Source organism: Streptomyces sp. NPDC048269 (assembly GCF_040652395.1).
Taxonomy (GTDB): domain Bacteria; phylum Actinomycetota; class Actinomycetes; order Streptomycetales; family Streptomycetaceae; genus Streptomyces.
The window spans coordinates 270,090-287,553 of record NZ_JBEZLW010000007.1 but is presented as its reverse complement, the minus strand read 5'-3'; the positions used below and the strand labels follow the sequence as shown (position 1 = coordinate 287,553).

Here is a 17,464-nt window from a genome sequence, read left to right as displayed (position 1 = left end):
GCTATCTCACCCCACTCGAGACACGGCAGCGGCACGAACAAGACCACACCCTCGCAGCGTAAGAAACGAGTGTCCACGTATGCGGGGGAACTTCAAGGCTCGGTTTTGGACTGGGTGGTCCGAGTTTGAACTGGCTGTATTGGAGGACCAGAAGCAGAGCAGGTTGTGGTTCGGCGCGATCGCGGCTTCGGCACTGATCGCAGGCGCCGTAATCCTCATGCTCGGTCGCCGACGCCCAGTGGTGCCAAGCAAAGCCTCGGCGCGATTGATCGGTGTGGCGCTACTGGTCGTCGGCGGTCTTGTCGGCGCCCTGGCCATGCAGGTCCACACACGCGTCAAACAGACCGAGAACTACGCGGACGAAAATCGCGCGTTGGCGGATCGCAGGTTGCGCGAGGCGGATCAGGCTGCTGACGTGCAACGCGAATGGGAACTTCGGGACGAAGCGTGGAATGCGGAATCCTGGGTGCGCGATGAATCGGTTGTGCTCGAGGTCCAGCGGCAGACCAGGTTGTGGTTGGGCCTTGCCTCAGCTTCAGCACTGACCGCAGGAGCAGTGGTTCTCTTCACGGCCGCAGACCCCCGGCGGTGCCGGGCGAAACATCGCCAGGGTGACCTTGCACGGACATGCTGCCGATGAGTACCGGGGGCAGCGGCACGCTGTCCCGGGCTGCGTGTCGAACCAGCGGTCCCGGCCCTCGGCGTCGGCGGGCACATCCTGGAGGCGCTGCACGCCTCGCTCCGGACCCCGCCCAAGGGGGCAGGGACCCGGCTGGAGTTCAACCGGAAGGCCCACTTCCTGGCCTTCGTCGGCATCGCCGCAGCCCTCATCAACTGCCGCCGACTCGCCAAGTGAAACGACGTCTAACACGACGCACTGGATTGACGCCCAGCGCGTACCGCGCGGCGTTCACCCACCCGAACGAAGTGCCGTAACAGCACCCTGGGTCGAACAGGAGACGACGAGTCGATGAGCCAAACCGAACGAAGGCCCCGGCTGGGCACCGACTCGGTCTTCCAACTGGACCTCGACCTGGCTCAGCTCGCCTTCGGTGACGAGGTCGAGGTCGCCGTGGACCTGTCGACCGTGTGCTCCGCCTGCGCCGGCGCGCCGAGCGCCGTCGCGGGCTGCCCAATCTGTGACGACGAGGGTCTCGTCACTGCGCGCAGGACGCTGACGGTGCCGGTTCCGGCCGGCATCGAGGACCGCACCTGGGTACGCGTACCCGGTGGCGATGCCGACGGAGCATTCGGCGGCACCAGCGGCGAACTGTACGCGCTGGTCGTGGCAGTACCACATCCGGTGTTCACCCGTACCGGCAACGACCTCCGCTGCGTGCTGACCGTGCCCGCGGGCGAGCTCGTCCCCGGGGTGTCCGCCTCGTTCGTCGGGCTGGACGGGACGGTGGCGATCCGTATGCCGGCCGACGTCGGTGACGGAGCGACGCTGCGCATACCGGGTCGGGGCGTGCCCGACCGGGACGGGAACGGCCGGGGCGATCTGTACGTGACACTTTCCGCGGAAACCGGGACCGCGCCGCGGGCCGCCGCCGAGGGAGCCCCGCAGCCGCCCGCCGAACCGCAGCAAGCCAGGCGGAGATGGGGGCGGCGCCCGGTCGCTCCGGCCATACCGGTGCTGCTTCAGCACTACGTGGGCATGCCCTCGTACAAAGTGGTCTCTGCCACCCATCAGTGGGTGCTGTTCCCGACCACGGTCGACCGGCCGCCCGCAGGAACGGTCACCCGGACGCTCACCTGCCCGCAGTGCGGCGCCCAGGTGCGCTGCGTGGTGCGGAGCATCGAGCGGACTCGGCAGCTCAGGCGCTGGTGGAGCGTCGGCGTGCTGACGACCGCCGCGATCGTCGCAGTCGCCGGGGTCATGGCCGCATTCGTGCCCGACTACGAGTCAGTGGTTCCATACGAGGTCTTCGTCGGAGTGCCGGTCTCGATGGGGCTCGCCTGTCTTGTGTTCGGGCGGCTGTGGGTACGTGAATTCGGGTTCAGGGGTCCCCAGCCGTGGACGAACCGCAGCCATCTGGTGCTGCTCACCGACGATGTCGATCGTGAACTCGGTCGTGGCATCGGTCGCTCCGCGGAGCCTGTGGTGGTGACCACGCGGCACACGCTGTGGGAGGCCCTCCCCGGAATGGTGAATCGATGGTCGGGGCGGAATGCGACGAATACGCCGTTCCTGAACGGTCCTGGGCTGGTCATCGAGTAGGCCCGCGCTGCGGGATGGGTCGGGTGCCAAGAGTCCGACTCGCAGCTGGACGCGCTCACCCAGCACGGCATCCGGAGGGACAAGATCTTTAGAAGTCATCTCATTTGGCGGATTGGGTAGGCTTCCGGTCGTGGTGGGGATTGTTGAGCGGCTGGTGCCGGATGAGTTGTGGGAGCTGTTCCAGCGGGTGGTGCCGGAGGCTCCATCGCGGCCTCAAGGCGGTGGCCGGCGTCGGCATGGCGACCGGGAGGTGCTGGCGGCGATTCTGTTCGTGGCTACGTCGGGGTGTACCTGGCAGCAACTGCCCACGGCGTCGTTCGGGCCGTCGGGGGCGACAGCCCACCGGCGGTTCTCCGAATGGACGAAGGCCCGGGTGTGGGCCAAGCTCCACCGCCTGGTCCTCGACGAACTCGGCGCCCGAGGCGAGCTGGACTGGTCCCGCTGCGCGATCGACTCCGTCAACATGCGGGCCCTGAAAAGGGGGACTTGACGGGCCCGAATCCTGTCGACAGGGGCAAATTCGGGTCGAAGATCCACTTGATCACGGAGCGGACCGGTCTGCCCCTCTGCGTCGGAATCTCCGGGGCGAACCTCCACGACAGCCAGGCCCTCCAGCCTCTGGTCCGGGGCATCCCGCCGATCAGATCTCACCGCGGATCCCGTCGCCGCCGCCCCGGCAAGCTTCACGGCGACAAGGGCTACGACTACGCCCACCTGCGGAGATGGCTGCGCAACCGCGGGATCCGTCACCGCATCGCCCGCAAGGGAATCGAGCCGTCGAACCGGCTCGGCCGGCACCGATGGGTCGTAGAGCGAACGATGTCCTGGCTCTCGGGCTGCCGTCGCTTACACCGGCGCTATGAACGCAAGGCCGAACACTTCCTCGCGTTCGCAGGCATCGCTGCAGCCCTCATCTGTTACCGCCGCTTGAAGACGAACGCCAAACTGACTCAACGGCTACGGCAGGATGGCTCAAGTGAGCCAATCAACTGAGCAGGCGCAGACCACAGATCGTCTCTGGCAGGAATTCCGCCAAGAGCCGTTCCCCGACAGCCTGCGACATGCCACCTTCGGGGGCACAGACGTGTGGCTCCTAGAGTTGGACATCGCTGGCTGCATTCTTCGCTGGCTCGACAACAGCGGCCCTCTCGACCCGAAGAACAGCATCCTCCTGCAGAGCCGCATCGAGGACCTGGACCGAGTCATCCCTGAGATCAATGACCCTGTAGGAACCCAGTACTGCCAACGGTTGCACCAGCTCGCTGTGCTCGTATCAAGGAACCTATCCAGTACCAAATGAGATGACTTCTTAGCGAGAGGATCAGCACCCGTATCCGCGTCCGCCCGCAGTTTGAGGAAACACTCAGGACCGCGCGGGAGAGTTGGCCCCGGAGAGACCGACGCGTAGGGGCAGTCCGTCCGCGTCGGACAGGACGTGCATCTTGGGACCGGCCTTACCCCGGGTCCACGGGGCTCGGACCTGCAAGTTCGCCCCGTTACCTTCTTCGTGGCCCCGCAATGGGGTTCCCGGTCTCCGGGTCCGGTATGACTTGAGCCCCTTGTCGATCATGGTCGAAAAAGTGGTGTCACCGGGCCGGGAGGCATTGGCAGACCGCTGATCAGGGGCATGACCGCTCGCCCTTGCTCGTTGAGGTGAAGCAGGCCTTCGTGACGTGGATGCCCGCACGCTGATGCCGCAGGTGAGGCTGGGAAGGGTCTGCTGGGGAGGGCATGTGGACCACGAGAGCGAGATCGATGTCTACCTCGGGCTGGACGTCGGCAAAGGTGAGCATCACGGCACTGCCGTCACCCCGGCGGGCAAGAAGGTGTTCGACAAGCCGCTGCCGAACAGCGAACCGAGACTGCGGGAGCTGTTCACAAAACTGCAGGCGAAGTACGGAACGGTGTTGGTCGTGGTGGACCAGCCAGCCTCCATCGGGGCCCTGCCGCTGGCTGTTGCCCGCGATGCGGGTTGCCTTGTCGCCTATCTGCCGGGGCTGAGCCCAGCCTGGCCGGCTCGCTGACCGCGGTGCTCGACCAGCGCAAGCTCCTGGCCAGCAGGATCGAGGAACTGCTGGAGGCGCACCCTCTTTCGCAGGTCCTGATCTCGATGCCCGGCATCGGGGTCAGGACCGCGGCCCGCATCCTGCTCGACGTCGGTGACGGCAGCGGCTTCGCTACTGCCGGGCACCTGGCCGCCTACGCCGGCCTCGCACCCGCCACCCGCAGATCTGGCTCGTCCATCCGCGGTGAACACCCCTCCAGGCGAGGCAACCGACAGCTCAAGCGGGCCTTTTACCTCGCCGCGTTCGCCTCACTGTCACAACCGGACTCACGCGTCTACTACGACAGGAAGCGACGCGAGGGAAAGCACCACGTCGCGGCACTCGTCTGTCTCGCCCGACGCCGCATCGACGTTCTCTTCGCCATGCTCCGCGACGGCACCTTCTACCAGCCACCCACACCAGCAACAGCTTGACGAAAACCATAGGGGCACTTTTTAGCGCGGACATGCGCGGAGTCCAGGACCGCCCGGGACAGGTCGATCAAGTCCCGTTCATCCAGGAGTTGGAGAATCTTCTGATGCAGCCGACCCCACACCCCGGCTCGAGACCAGATGACGAAACGACGGTGCACCGTCGACTTCGACGCCCCGAAGCACGGCGGCAAGGCCCGCCAGGCGCACCCGCTCACCAGCACGTAGACGATCGCCGCGAAGACCGCCTCATCATCGATGTTCGCGACCCCGCCCCCTTGCGGCCGCACCCGAGCCGGCGGCAGCAACGGCCTCGCTACCTCCCACAAACCGTCCGGAACGATCCATCCCCACCGCCCACTCCCCATGACCCGTACAACTGCCAACTGACCATGTAGGACACGGTCTAAGGGCTGTCCCGTGGTCCCCGGCGGGCGCACGACGCCGGCTACGGCACCTCGCTGCGTTGTCGGAACGCCCCAATACGCCCCTTATGGGGGCGCTTTCCGCCTTGCGATGCACCGCATCCGATGCCGTGCGCCGACCCACCGGGGATTACGGGACAGCCCTCAGCGGGTGTCGGCGGAGCGGGGGGCGAGGCCGTCGGCCACCAGGCCCGCGAGTACGGCCTCGCCCAGGGCGTGCACGGCGGACTGGGGGCGGACCATCACGGTGAACTCCTTGACCCTTCCCTCCTCGTCGAGCTGGAGCAGGTCGATTCCGTGGATCTGCCTGCCGTTCACGACCGCCCGGAAGGGCAGGATCGCCGAGGGTGCCTCCGCGCCGTCGGCGCTGGTCTCGGCGGCTCCTTCCAGGTGCCCGACGTAACGGAGGTCCTCGAACACGCGCAACAGGACGCCGAAGAGTCCCAGCACCATCGGCTTGCCCTCGAACGGGACGAACTTCACCGGGCTGTAGAGCCGGATGTCCTCGGTGAACAGGTCGTCCAGCGCGGCGAGATCGCGCTTCTCCACGGCGGCGCGGAAGCGTTCGACAGTTTCCATGACCCCTCCTGATACTCAAGGAATTGACTAGTCACTTTCTTGAGTATCATGCACCGAGCGGACGACACAGGGAAGGGGCTGCCGCGCGATGGCCTTGAGACATGCCGTGCTGGCGGCGCTGCTGGACGGCGAGTACAGCGGGTACCAGCTGGCGAAGGTGTTCGACATCAGCGTCGCGAACTTCTGGCCCGCAGTGCCCCAGCAGCTGTACGCCGAGCTGGCCAAGCTGGAGAGGGAAGGCCTGGTCACGGGCCGGGAGGTGGTCCAGGAGGGCCGGCCCAACAAGCGGCTGTTCCAGGTCACCGAGGCCGGTCGGGACGCGCTGGAGGAGTTCGCCGCGGCGGCCTCGAAGCCGTCGGTCATCCGCGACGACCTGCTCGTCAAGGTGCAGACCGCGGACCGCATCGGCACGGCGCCGGTGATCGAACAGCTCGAACAGCGGGCGTCCGCCGCCGAGGCCAAGATCGAGCTGCTCGGCACACTGCTGCGGCAGATGCGGGGTGACGTGGACGAGGCGGAGTTCCTGCTGCGCGGCGAGCGGATCGGCGGGTACCTGACGTGCCTGCGCGGCATCGCCTTCGAGCAGGGCCACCGGGATTGGTGCCTGCGGACCGCGGCCGTCCTGAAGGAAAGGCGGGCCACCCGTGCCGAACGGTGAATACCTGCGCTACGTGGCCCTGGGCGACAGCCAGACCGAAGGGATGGGCGACGGGGACGACGCGGCCGGCCTGCGGGGCTTCGCCGACCGGCTCGCCGAGCACCTCGCGGCCGTCAACCCCGAAGTCCACTACGCCAATCTGGCCGTACGGGGACGCATGGCCGGTCAGGTCCGCGCCGGACAGCTGGGGCCCGCCCTGGCCCTGCGCCCCGACCTGGCCACCGTCGTCGCCGGGGTCAACGACCTGCTCCGGCCCCGGTTCGACGCCGTAGCGGTCGCGGGGCACCTGGAGGAGATGTTCGCCGCGCTCACCGCCGCCGGAGCCCACGTGGTGACCGTGACCTTCCCCGACATGGGAGAGATCGCGCCGCTGGCGCGGCCGCTCGCGTCCCGCGTGTCCGACCTCAACACCCGCATCCGCGCGGCCGCCGCACGCCACGGGGTCACGGTCGCCGAGATCGGCCGGCACCCCGTGGCCACCGACCCGCGGCTGTGGACCGCGGACCGCCTCCACGCGAGCCCCGTCGGCCACGCGCGGATCGCCGCGGCCCTCGCCCAGGCCATCGGCCTGCCCGGAAGCGACGACAGCTGGACGCTCCCCCTGCCACCCCGGCGGCTCCCGGGCCGCCGGCAAGCCGCGATTGCCGAACTGCGCTGGGTCGCCGGATTCCTCGGTCCGTGGATCGGACGCCGCCTGCGCGGCCGCTCCTCCGGCGACGGCCGTACCGCGAAACGCCCCGAACTCCTGCCCCTGGACTAGGACATGTCCGTGTTGATCCCGTCGGTTATCGTCCGTCACCGACGAAGGAACCGAACACGGGGATGTGACGGGTGAGCGAGAAAGACGTTCTGGCGCAGCGCTTCGAGGAGCACCGCACCCATCTGCGGGCCGTGGCCTACCGCATGCTGGGCTCGCTCAGCGAAGCGGAGGACGCCGTGCAGGAGGCCTGGATCAAGCTGAGCCGCTCCGACGCGGACGCCGTGGACAACCTGGGCGGCTGGCTGACGACGGTGGTCGGCCGGGTGTGCCTGGACATGCTGCGCTCGCGCACCACGCGGCGCGAGGATCCGCTGCACGACGAGGACGGGCAGGTCCGGCTCCCGGACCCGGTCGTCAGCAGAGCGGACGGCCTCGACCCCGAGCAGGAGATACTCCTGGCGGACTCGGTCGGCATCGCGCTGATGGTCGTACTGGAGACCCTCTCCCCCGCCGAGCGGCTCTCCTTCGTGCTGCACGACATGTTCGCCGTGCCCTTCGACGAGATCGCCCCCGTCCTCGGGCGGACCCCCGCCACGACCCGGCAGCTCGCCAGCCGCGCCCGCCGCCGCGTCCAGGGCGGGGCTCCCGCCGCCGACACCGACCCGACCCGTCTGCGGGAGGTCGTCGACGCGTTCCTGGCCGCCGCGCGCGGCGGGGACTTCGACGCCCTCGTCGCCATCCTCGACCCCGAGGTCGTGGCGCGCTCCGACGGCGGCACGCTGCTCCCCAGCGTGCTCCGCCGCGGCGCGGCCGAAGTCGCCACCCAGGCGATCACCTTCGCCCGGTTCGCCGAGGCCGGCCACCCCGCGCTGGTCAACGGCACCCCCGGTGTGGTCTCCATGTCGCAGGGCCGGCCGCTCTCGGTCATGGCGTTCACCGTCGTCGACGGCAAGATCACCGCCATCGACATCCTCACCGACCCCGAGCGCCTGGCGCGGATCGACCTGAGCGCCATCGGCGACTGAGCCGTCGGCAGACGCTTCCGTTGCGGTGCGGCGGGCCCAACCGGCCCGCCGCACCCGGCGGCTGTGCGCCTGGGCTGTCACACACGACCGCCGGGCGGGTCAACGGGGTATGACCACGGAGACATTCGCCCTCGCCCCTCCCGCCGGCCGCCACCCTCGGCGCCGCGACGGCCGCCCCACCCGCCATGGCCTCCGCCCACCCGGCTCCCTCGCACAGCACCTGGAACGGCCGCCCCGCAGGCCCCGCCCCACACCACCTGGCACCCCAACTGGTCGGCGGCGGCTTCGACAACCACTCCGGGAGCCGTCACGGTCCCCATCGGCGGCCAGTTGTCGAGCGACCGGTGCCCTCCCCGTCCGGGCCTTCGAACAGCTCACCGTCACCTTCTGCCTCCGGGGGACCACCGGTCCGGCCGCCTTCCACAACGTCGCGATGACCACGCCCTACCGCGCCACCGGGGAGCCGTCGGCCTGAACTCCCCCGACGGGTTCCAGGACAGGTGCCGCTCTCCTCCGGGGCCGGCAGGAACCCTGCCCGGACGCCCGTTCGCCGGGACGGGCGGTGATTGTCCCGTTGTCGGGGGCTACCTGGGGGATGCGGACGGTTCCTCACGGGTCGTGACGGAGACAATTCGACAGGTAGTAATTAGATGAATCCCTGACTGAATTCCCGTCAATAAGCCAATGGCGTATATCTCGATTTGATAACGACTCCCTCGAGAAGGCCTGGACCAATCCCCTGCGACGCGCGTAACTCCCCTTGTTTTATGGAAAATTGAGGGGTCGTCAAATGTGATCGACAGGTAACGGAACGATTTCTCGAAGCACCCTCCCCTTTGTCCGAATTCTCCGCGGCATTCGTCTGGCAGGCTTCCGCGCACCCAGTGATCCGATCGCGATTTGAGGTGCCCATGACAGGACGACGCAGACGGCGCGAACACCGCCGCAAACCCCGGCGGTTGATACTTCTCACCGCCGCCACTGCCGCGGCGGCGGTGATCGCCGCAGGCATCGCCTACTCCGGCATAGGCGACGGAGCCCAGGCGGCGGCTCCCGTGGAAGCCGCCGCGGAAACGGTTTCGCCGGCGGCCGCACCCGCCCGGGACCAGGACCCTGAACCGATCGCGAGCGCGCCCGCCAACGAGAGCGACCGCGGCATGGTCTACGACGGCCTCCAGGCCGCGCCGAAGGGCGACCGGTGCGTCGGCGTGTACCGCACCGGCGCCGGGCAGTGCACCCACGGCCCCGACGCCCCGCCCAAGGGCGTCGACATCACGAAGGACATCGCGCCCGCCGTCCAGGCGAAGGCCCCCGCAGCCGATCCGGCCCGGCCCGCGACCGACGACCCGGCGACCACGGAAGGCGGCGGGCGTCCTCAGGACGCGCCTGCCGCCGACGCCGCTTCCGCGAAGGCCGGCACACCCGCTCCCGCGCCGTCGCCCACCTCCGGCGGCCAGACCGTCGCCGCCGGCCCCGCCGGCCAGACCGTCCAGTGCGACGGCGACGGAAGCACCGGCAACCGCGTCCAGGTCGTGTACGTCCACGGTCCCGGCCGCGACCGCTACTCCGAGTACGTCGCCTCGTTCCGCAAGTGGGCGGCCGACGCCGACCTCATCTACTCGGCGAGTGCCCAGGAGACCGGTGGCATCCGCCACATCCGCTACGTGACGGCCGCCGACTGCACGCCGACCGTGCTCAACATCGAGCTCCCGGATTCGGCACTGTCCGAGTTCAGCGCGACCAACTCCGCGCTCGCCGGCAAGGGACTCGACCGCCGCGACCGCAAGTACATGATCTTCGCCGACACCCAGGTCTACTGCGGCATCGGCACGTTCAACGGGGACGAGCGGCCCGGCCAGGCCAACCTGAGCAACTTCGGCCCCTCCTACGGGCGTACGGACTCCGGCTGCTGGGGCGGCCACACCGCCGCGCACGAACTCGGCCACAACCTGGGCGCGGTCAACAACAGCGCCCCGAACACCAGCCGGGGCGCGCACTGCACGGACGAGTGGGACGTCATGTGCTACTCGGACACCCCGTACTACCCGCAGATGCGCAACGTCTGCACCAACCAGGCGTCCGAGAACATCCTGGACTGCAACCACGACGACTACTTCCACACCAGTCCGAAGGCCGGCAGCTACCTGGCCACGCACTGGAACATCGCGGACAACCAGTTCCTGATGCGGAGCAAGGGCGGAGACGGCACCGACCCCGGTCCGAACCCGAACCCGACCCCGACCAAGAAGCCCACGCCGACGCCGACCAAGAAGCCGACCGGCGGACCGGCCGTGACCGCGGCCCAGATCCAGTCGGACTCCGTCGTGGTGAGCTGGCCGAAGGTCGATGGCGCCGCCTGGTACCAGGTCCTGCTGAACGGCAAGCACCTGGCCTGGGTCCAGTCCCAGGCGCTGCGCATCTACAACCTCCAGCCCGGTACGGCGTACACGGTCGCCGTCTCGGTCCGCGACGGCTCCGGCCGTGACAGCGGGGCCGGCAAGGCCACCTCCTTCCGCACGACGGGCGCGGGCGGCGGTACGACCACCCCCGGTGCCCGGTACCTGCTGGGCAACGGCAGCACCGGCATGAACGCAGAGGTGTGGGGCGGCCGCGGCGCCGACGGCACCGTGCTCGTCGGTGCGCGTGCCAACGGATACGCCCAGCAGCAGTGGTACTTCGACGACGCGGGCAGCGGGCAGGTCCGCATCCGTTCCGCTGTCTCCGGCAAGTGCCTGCAGCCGGGCGGTACCCCGGCGGCGGGCATGTGGGTCGCGCAGCAGCCCTGCGGCTCGAACGCCGCGCAGGCCTGGAAGCTGACGTCCCGCGGTGGCGCGGTGACCGTCACGGACCCCAGCGGCGGCTTCGCCCTGACCGTCAGCAACCGCCCGTACTACGGGAACTGGCTGCTCGACCTGCAGCGCGCGGACGGCCGCGCCACGCAGGCCTGGACCGTCCAGAAGTCCGGCTGACCACCGGTCGGGCGAGCTGCTGACCCGCCGGTCCACACACCGGCGGACAGCACCGCCCTGAGCCCCACCCCGGCGGGCGGCCGCACCTCGCGGCCGTCCGCCGGCCCCTCACCCAGTCCCCCGGAGCACCGCCACCATGCGCATACGAACCGCTTTCCCCGCCCTGCTGGCCGCACTCGGCCTCATGTTCCTCACCCCCGTCGCGGCCCACGCCCACGGTGACACCGTGAAGGTGGTGGTGACCGGGCTGCGCAACGGCCATGTCACCGCCGACATCACCTGGGAGAACGACGGGGACGCCGTCGACGAGGCGGTCGCGGCCACGGTGAACGCCGTCAGCGCCGACGGCTCCCGCTCGCTCGGGGCCTGGCGCCTGGTCCGCGATCCCGGCGCGTCACCGGCCGGCTGGACCACGGCCGAGGTCCTGCCGCCGGGTGCCTGGAAGGTCACCGTCGACGTGGGCTTCCCCGCCCTCGGGCACGGCGAACTCGAGATCGCCGTGCCGGTGGTGGATCCTGCGCCCGCGACGGGAACACCGGCGCCCGGCGCCCCGGCCTCCAGCGCCCCGGCTCCCGTACCGACTCCCACGACTCCAGCCGCACAGTCCGCCTCTGCCGCTCCGGCGCAGACACCGGCCGCCGAGGCCTCGGACGACGCCGTCTGGTGGACGACGGCGGGCGTGGCGGCGACCGCGCTGGCCGGCGCGGCAGGCGGTCTCCTGATACGCCGTCGCCGGATGCGGTGGGCCCGGTCGGGGCGCCGGACGACCTGACGGCAGGCTCCCGGTACGGACGACGCTGCGCAGGCGCTCAACCGGACTCGCTTCCCCGACAGTTGCGGCTGGGCCGCGAGTCGCCCGACATCGCGGATGCGGTGCCGCGTGTGGTGGCTCGCAGGCAGAGCAGCCACCTCGCCGTGCATCGCACCGCGGAACGGGCTGAGCGGCTTCGACCCCGCCGGCCCCGACGCGGCCGTGGCCGGTCACAAGCTGTCAAGGCGGCGACACCGGATTCCGGATCCGCTGCGGTACGCCGACCGGTCCGCGGACGGCCGCCTGGATCGGGGGCCGACTCGCGGACGGCCGCCGGGATCGGGGGGCGACTCGCGGACGGCCGCCGGGATCGGGGGCGGGCTCGCGGAGCGACCGGGCGTACCGCTGGAGCGCCTCGCGGCAAGTCCTTCTTCCCACGGAGGAGAACCCCGACGGCCGTCCCGCGCGTCAACAAGGTCATGAAGGTCGAGACCGCTCCCGTACCGACGGCCCCCCGCGCCCGCCGGGCCCTGCCCCGTACCCGCCCCTCGGCCCGCCGATCGGCCCGCCGTGGCCGGATCATCGCAGCCCTGGCCGTCCTGACGACCCTGCTGATGCTGCTGTACCGATGGATCCCGAACCGGATCGCCAACGTCGGCAGCTTCGTCCAGACCTTCCTGCCCTGGGCCGGCGCGGCCGTCGTCCTGCTGCTGGCCGCCGCTCTCCTGCGCCGCTCCCGCGTCGCGCTGATCGCCGTCCTGCTGCCCGCACTCACCTGGGCAGCGCTCCACGGCGGCACGTTCCTCGACCGCGGTGCCGGCGGGGCGGCGGACCTCACGGTCGTCACCCACAACGTGGACGACGTGAACCCCGACCCTGCCGGTACCGCCCGCGCCCTGGCCGCCTCCGGGGCCCAGCTGATCGCCCTGGAGGAACTGACCGAGCCCGCCGTCCGCGCGTACGAGCAGACGCTGGCGGGGACCCACCCGTACCACGTGGTGGAGGGAACGGTCGGCCTGTGGAGCGCCTACCCCCTGCGCGACACGGCGCCGGTGCCGATCATGCCGTGGACCCGTGCGCTGCGGGCCACCGCCGACACCCCCGCCGGCCCGCTCACCGTCTACGTCGCCCATCTCCCCTCCGTACGCGTACGCCTGGGCTCGGGTTTCACCACTGAGCGCCGCAACGCGGCCGCCGGCCGGCTCGCCGGTGCTCTGGCCGCCGCTCCGGCCGGCCGTACGCTCCTGGTCGGCGATTTCAACGGCACAACCGACGACCGGGCCCTCGCGCCCGTGATGGACCGCTTCCGCTCCGCCCACGACGCGGCCGGCGCGGGCTTCGGTTTCACCTGGCCCGAGACGTTCCCCGTCGCCCGCATCGACCAGATCCTGGTCCGCGACCTCACCCCGGTGTCCGCCTGGACCCTTCCGGCCACCCCCAGCGACCACCTGCCCGTGGCGGCCTCGCTCCGGTTCTGACGACCGGCGGGGACGCGATCGACCTGCTCGCCCGCAGCCCGGTCCCGGGCGGCCCCCGGACCGCTGCGGCGCCGGTCAGTGCCCGGAGCGCGCCCGACCCGGTCAGGCACGGCCGGTCACCTCGGCGGGCTCAGCTCGACGGGGTCACCTCGACCCGGTCACCTCGGCGGGGTCAGCCGCTCCCACAGGAAGGTGTGCACGAGGGCCTCGTTGAAGGCGGTCTGCCCGTGGTCGGTGGCACCCGCGTGGCCGCCCCCGAGGTGCTCGTGGAAGAGGACGGGATGTCCGGCTTCGCGCAGCCGCGCGGCCATCTTGCGGGCATGGCCGGGGTGGACGCGGTCGTCGCGGGTCGAGGTGAGCAGCAGAAGGGGCGGGTACGGGGGCCCGTCGGCCCGGATCTGGTGGTACGGGGAGATCCGCTCCAGGTGGGGCCGGTCGGCCGGGTTGTCCGGGTCCCCGTACTCGGCGATCCAGCTGGCGCCGGCGAGCAGCTTGTGGAAGCGGAGCATGTCCAGCAGTGGCACGTGGGCGACGACCGCGCCGAACAGTTCGGGGTCGCGGGTGAGCATCGCGCCCATGAGGAGGCCGCCGTTGCTGCCGCCCTCGATGCCCAGCTGAGCGGGGGTCGTGATGTCCCGGGCGACGAGGTCCCGGGCGACGGCGGCGAAGTCCTCGTAGGCGCGGACCCGGTTCGCGCCCAGGGCCGCCTTGTGCCAGCCCGGCCCGTACTCGTGCCCGCCGCGGATGCCGGCGACGACGTAGGTGCCGCCGCGCGCGAGCCAGGCCCGTCCGGTGACCGCGCTGTAGTACGGGACCATGGAGATCTCGAAGCCGCCGTACCCGTACAGCAGGGTGGGGCCGGGGCCGGGGCGGTCTTCGGGCCCGACGACGAAGTACGGCACCCGGGTGCCGTCCGCGGAGGTCGCGAAGTACTGGCGTACGGCCAGTCCGGCGGTGTCGAAGAGCGCCGGGCCCTGCTTGACGCTCTCGCTGTCGCCGCCCGCGGTGCCGCGGTAGAGGGTGGACGGCTGGAGGAAGCCGGATACGTTGAGGAAGTACTCGTCGCTCACGTCCGGATCCGTGCAGGTGACGGAGGCCGTGGACAGCGGCGGTACGCCCGCCAGCGGTGCGCGGCTCCAGCCGTCGGGGCCCGGCGTGAGGAGCTCCATCCGCGAGGAGACGTCGGCCCGGGTGGTGAGGACCATGTGGTGGCGGGTCCAGCTGTAGCCGCCGAGGGCGGTGCGCTCGTCCGGGGTGAACAGGACCTCGGCCGCCCGCTCCCCCGCCCGGAACGCGTCGAAGTCGAAAGCGAGCAGGGCGCCTGCGGGGTGGCCGAGCCACGGTGACTTCGTGGTGACGGTCAGCCAGTTCCGGTACACGGAGGCGCTCGCGTCGTCCGGCACGTCGACCTTCAGCGGCGCGGCGCCGGGCGCCGCGGGGAGGAGGAACAGCTCCTGGTTCCAGAAGTCGATCTGCCGGTGGACGAAGTCCCGTTCGAAGCCGGGCGTGTCGTCGCGCCAGCCGGTGGCGGAGAGGTCCGAGGGCCGGCCCTCGTAGACCGGTTCCGCCTCCGCCAGGGGCGTGCCGCGCCGCCAGCGGCGCACCTGGAGCGGGTAGCCGGACGCGGACAGGGAACCGGGCCCGAAGTCCGTTCCGATCCAGACCCGGTCGCGGTCGATCCACCCGATCCGGGTCTTGGCCTCCGCTACCTCGAAGCCGCCCTCGACGAACTCCAGGGTCCGCAGGTCGAACTCGCGCACCACGCAGGCGTCCGCGCCGTCCCGCGACAGCATGACCAGGGCGTGCCGGTGCTCGGGGGCCAGGACGCTGCTGCCCGCCCAGGCCCACTTCTCCCCCTCGGCCTCGGCCAGGGCGTCCAGGTCCAGGACCGTCTCCCAGGCGGGCCGGTCCTTGCGGTACTCCTCCAGCGTGGTGCGCCGCCAGACCCCGCGTACGTGGTCGGCGTCCTGCCAGAAGTTGTAGAGGTGGCCGCCCCGGCGGGTGATGTAGGGGATCCGGCCGTCGTCGTCGAGGACCTCGCGGATCCCGCGCTCCAGCTCCTTGAACCCGGGCACCTCGGCCAGCGCGGCCACGGTTTCGCCGTTGCGCTCGCGCACCCAGTCGAGTGCCGCCTCGCCCGAGATGTCTTCCAGCCAGAGGTACGGGTCTTCATCGCTCATCCGCCGATTGTGCAGGACGCGGGGCCCCGGTCACGAAACGTCGCCCGCCCCGGGGCGGGCATCGCGCAGGGCGGTGTACACCGACCAGATCACCGAGACCAGCGGTACGGCGACGACCGCGCCCACCACTCCGGCCGCAATGGCTCCCGCGCTCACCGAGACCGCCACCACCAGGGGGTGCAGCCGGACCGCCCAGCTCATACCAGCGGATGCAGCAGGTGCCCCTCGATCTGGCCGATGACCGCGATCAGCGCGATCACCACACTACTGCCCAGGCCTTCGCGGAACTCCCGGACCAGGGTGGTGCTCTCCCCCGCCACCGCCTCGCCCACCAGCGCCATCCCGCCCAGCAGCAGCAGCGCGGTGCCGAGCAGGCAGACGGCGACCGCCAGGGACCGGGGCAGTGAGCGCCCCAGCCATCGGGCGGGGGTCGCGAGCAGCGCCGTGATGACGAGCGAGGAAGAGCGCCACGGCGATCTCGTGGAACCGCCCCAGCACGGCGAAGACCGCGTAGACGGCGGCGCCGACGACCAGCAGGCGCCACGCGTACGACGCGGCCGTACGCAGGAACGACGACACCGGCGGCATGACCCCATGGGTGCCACGGCGGAGTTCCGATGGCACGCGCGCGGTCTCGGATTCGCCCGTCCGGGGCGGATAATCCGTTGCCGAGGTCTTCGCGACGGCCGACGATGGCATCTCGTGAGTACCACCCGATGGGCCTCGGTCCTGCCCGATCTCGCCCCCTGGCGTTCCAGCCGGGACTTCCGGCTGCTGTTCTTCCAGGGGACGGTCACGTACTTCGGTTCGTTCATGGCGATGATCGCGCTGCCGCTGCAGATCAAGCACCTGACGGACTCGCCGCTGGCGGTCGGCGCGATGGGCGCGGTGGAGCTGGTTCCGCTGGTGGTCTGCGGGCTGTACGGGGGCGCCCTCGCCGACGCCGTCGACCGGCGCCGGCTGATCCTGCTGACAGAGGCCGGGCTCGGGGTGCTCGCGCTGGTGCTGCTGGTGAACACGACTCTCCCGAGCCCGCTGCTGTGGCCGCTGTACGTGGTGGCGGCCGGGGCGTCGGCGCTGACCGGGCTGCAGCGGCCGGCCCTGGACTCGCTGATGGCCCGGATCGTGCCGCACGACCAGCTGACGGCCGCCGCCGCGCTCAACGGTCTGCGCTACCAGTTCGGCGCGATCGCCGGTCCGGCGCTGGCCGGTCTGGTCGTCGCGTACGCCGGTTACGCGCCGGCCTACTGCGTCACCGTCGCGGGCTTCCTCGTTTCCGTGCTGCTGTGCGTCCGGCTCGCACCGGCTCCGCCCGTGCGGGACGCCGAACGTCCCTCGCTGCGCGCGATCGCCGAGGGCGCGCGGTACGCGTGGAGCCGTCCGGTGCTGCTCGGCACCTACGCCGTCGACCTCGCGGCGATGTTCTTCGCGTTCCCGAACGCGATCTTCCCGTTCCTCGCGGACGAGCTCGACACGGTGTGGGCGCTGGGCCTGATGTACGCGGCGGGCGCGGTCGGCTCGCTGGTGCTGGGGCTGACCAGCGGCTGGGTGTCGCGGGTACGCCGGCACGGGCTGCTGGTGCTGTGCGGGGCCGCGGTCTGGGGCCTGGCGGTCGCGGCCGCGGGCTGGGCTCCGGGCATCTGGCCGGTGCTGCTGTGCCTCGCGGTGGCGGGCGCCGGCGACATGCTGAGCGGGCTGGGCCGCGCCACGATCTGGAACCAGACGATCCCCGAGGAGCTGCGCGGCCGGCTCGCGGGCATCGAGGTGCTCTCGTACAGCGTCGGTCCGCAGCTCGGCCAGGTCCGGGCGGGCACCATGGCCGGCTGGACCGGCACCCGGGCGGCCTTCTGGAGCGGCGGTCTGGCCTGCGTGGCGTCGGTGGCCGCGCTGGCCGCTCTGCTGCCGAAGCTGATCTCCTACGACGCGCGCACCGACGAGGACGCCCTGCGCCGCCGCGCGGCCCAGGAGGCCCGGTCCCGAGCGGGCGCGGCCACGGTGTGAC

At 70.9% G+C, this 17,464-nt stretch carries 12 protein-coding genes and 4 pseudogenes; 11 read left to right on the top strand and 5 right to left on the bottom strand.

Features of this window, described 5'->3' with window-relative positions:
- The first annotated feature begins 139 nt into the window (after positions 1 to 139).
- From AB0D48_RS11460 to AB0D48_RS11450, 3 genes are all read left to right on the top strand, one after another.
- Positions 140 to 640, top strand: a complete 501-nt coding sequence (locus tag AB0D48_RS11460) for a hypothetical protein (protein WP_362393756.1) — start codon at positions 140 to 142, stop codon at positions 638 to 640.
- 330 nt (positions 641 to 970) lie between these two features.
- Positions 971 to 2,221, top strand: a complete 1,251-nt coding sequence (locus tag AB0D48_RS11455; protein WP_362393753.1) for a DnaJ C-terminal domain-containing protein — start codon at positions 971 to 973, stop codon at positions 2,219 to 2,221.
- 139 nt (positions 2,222 to 2,360) lie between these two features.
- Positions 2,361 to 3,214, top strand: a protein-coding gene (locus AB0D48_RS11450) for an IS5 family transposase (RefSeq protein WP_362393809.1) whose coding sequence is annotated in 2 segments (ribosomal slippage) — positions 2,361 to 2,696 and positions 2,699 to 3,214 — 852 coding nt in all. Because the reading frame shifts where the segments join, the coding sequence is not laid out codon by codon here.
- 388 nt (positions 3,215 to 3,602) lie between these two features.
- Here the strand turns inward: AB0D48_RS11450 and AB0D48_RS11445 are convergent.
- Positions 3,603 to 3,714: pseudogene (locus tag AB0D48_RS11445) on the bottom strand (IS5/IS1182 family transposase); the annotation flags it as partial.
- A 198-nt stretch (positions 3,715 to 3,912) separates the two neighbouring features.
- On the opposite strand from AB0D48_RS11445, the pseudogene AB0D48_RS11440 reads away from it, so the two are divergent.
- Positions 3,913 to 4,700, top strand: a pseudogene (locus tag AB0D48_RS11440) (transposase).
- Between the two features lie 17 nt (positions 4,701 to 4,717).
- Here the strand turns inward: AB0D48_RS11440 and AB0D48_RS11435 are convergent.
- Both AB0D48_RS11435 and AB0D48_RS11430 read right to left on the bottom strand, forming a co-directional pair.
- Positions 4,718 to 5,065: pseudogene (locus tag AB0D48_RS11435) on the bottom strand (transposase); the annotation flags it as partial.
- Between the two features lie 201 nt (positions 5,066 to 5,266).
- Positions 5,267 to 5,701, bottom strand: coding sequence for a nuclear transport factor 2 family protein (locus tag AB0D48_RS11430; RefSeq protein ID WP_362393750.1), 435 nt, complete (start codon positions 5,699 to 5,701; stop codon positions 5,267 to 5,269).
- Positions 5,702 to 5,789: 88 nt separating this feature from the next.
- Here AB0D48_RS11430 and AB0D48_RS11425 point away from each other — a divergent pair, with 88 nt between their 5' ends.
- The 6 genes from AB0D48_RS11425 to AB0D48_RS11400 all read left to right on the top strand — a co-directional run bounded on the left by AB0D48_RS11425 (position 5,790) and on the right by AB0D48_RS11400 (position 13,282).
- Complete coding sequence (locus AB0D48_RS11425; RefSeq protein ID WP_362393747.1) at positions 5,790 to 6,359, top strand: PadR family transcriptional regulator; 570 nt, start codon at positions 5,790 to 5,792, stop codon at positions 6,357 to 6,359.
- Positions 6,346 to 7,119, top strand: coding sequence for an SGNH/GDSL hydrolase family protein (locus AB0D48_RS11420; protein ID WP_362393744.1), 774 nt, complete (start codon positions 6,346 to 6,348; stop codon positions 7,117 to 7,119). Before AB0D48_RS11425 ends, AB0D48_RS11420 begins: the two co-directional genes overlap by 14 nt.
- Positions 7,120 to 7,190: 71 nt before the next feature.
- On the top strand, positions 7,191 to 8,084 hold the full coding sequence (locus AB0D48_RS11415; RefSeq protein ID WP_362393742.1) for a sigma-70 family RNA polymerase sigma factor: 894 nt from the start codon (positions 7,191 to 7,193) through the stop codon (positions 8,082 to 8,084).
- 959 nt (positions 8,085 to 9,043) lie between these two features.
- Positions 9,044 to 11,053 (top strand): RICIN domain-containing protein, encoded by a 2,010-nt coding sequence (locus tag AB0D48_RS11410; RefSeq protein WP_362393739.1) that lies wholly within the window; start codon positions 9,044 to 9,046, stop codon positions 11,051 to 11,053.
- A gap of 136 nt (positions 11,054 to 11,189) precedes the next feature.
- A complete protein-coding gene (locus tag AB0D48_RS11405; RefSeq protein ID WP_362393736.1) occupies positions 11,190 to 11,825 on the top strand; it encodes a hypothetical protein in 636 nt (211 codons plus the stop codon).
- Between the two features lie 458 nt (positions 11,826 to 12,283).
- Positions 12,284 to 13,282, top strand: coding sequence for an endonuclease/exonuclease/phosphatase family protein (locus AB0D48_RS11400; protein ID WP_362393733.1), 999 nt, complete (start codon positions 12,284 to 12,286; stop codon positions 13,280 to 13,282).
- Between the two features lie 158 nt (positions 13,283 to 13,440).
- Here the strand turns inward: AB0D48_RS11400 and AB0D48_RS11395 are convergent, their stop codons facing one another.
- Both AB0D48_RS11395 and AB0D48_RS11390 read right to left on the bottom strand, forming a co-directional pair.
- Positions 13,441 to 15,477: a prolyl oligopeptidase family serine peptidase gene (locus AB0D48_RS11395; RefSeq protein ID WP_362393806.1), complete on the bottom strand. Its 2,037-nt coding sequence runs from the start codon at positions 15,475 to 15,477 to the stop codon at positions 13,441 to 13,443.
- Between the two features lie 15 nt (positions 15,478 to 15,492).
- Positions 15,493 to 16,050, bottom strand: a pseudogene (locus AB0D48_RS11390) (AI-2E family transporter).
- Between the two features lie 114 nt (positions 16,051 to 16,164).
- Between AB0D48_RS11390 and AB0D48_RS11385 the strand changes: the two are divergent.
- On the top strand, positions 16,165 to 17,463 hold the full coding sequence (locus tag AB0D48_RS11385) for an MFS transporter (RefSeq protein WP_362393730.1): 1,299 nt from the start codon (positions 16,165 to 16,167) through the stop codon (positions 17,461 to 17,463).
- The last annotated feature ends 1 nt before the right edge of the window (position 17,464 follow it).

Excerpts from the sequence above, each read along its gene's own strand:
- AB0D48_RS11425 (WP_362393747.1), top strand. The coding sequence starts at position 5,790 with ATGGCCTTGAGACATGCCGTGCTGGCGGCGCTGCTGGACGGCGAGTAC.
- AB0D48_RS11455 (WP_362393753.1), top strand. The coding sequence starts at position 971 with ATGAGCCAAACCGAACGAAGGCCCCGGCTGGGCACCGACTCGGTCTTC.
- AB0D48_RS11430 (WP_362393750.1), bottom strand. The coding sequence starts at position 5,701 with ATGGAAACTGTCGAACGCTTCCGCGCCGCCGTGGAGAAGCGCGATCTC.
- AB0D48_RS11400 (WP_362393733.1), top strand. The coding sequence starts at position 12,284 with ATGAAGGTCGAGACCGCTCCCGTACCGACGGCCCCCCGCGCCCGCCGG.
- AB0D48_RS11405 (WP_362393736.1), top strand. The coding sequence starts at position 11,190 with ATGCGCATACGAACCGCTTTCCCCGCCCTGCTGGCCGCACTCGGCCTC.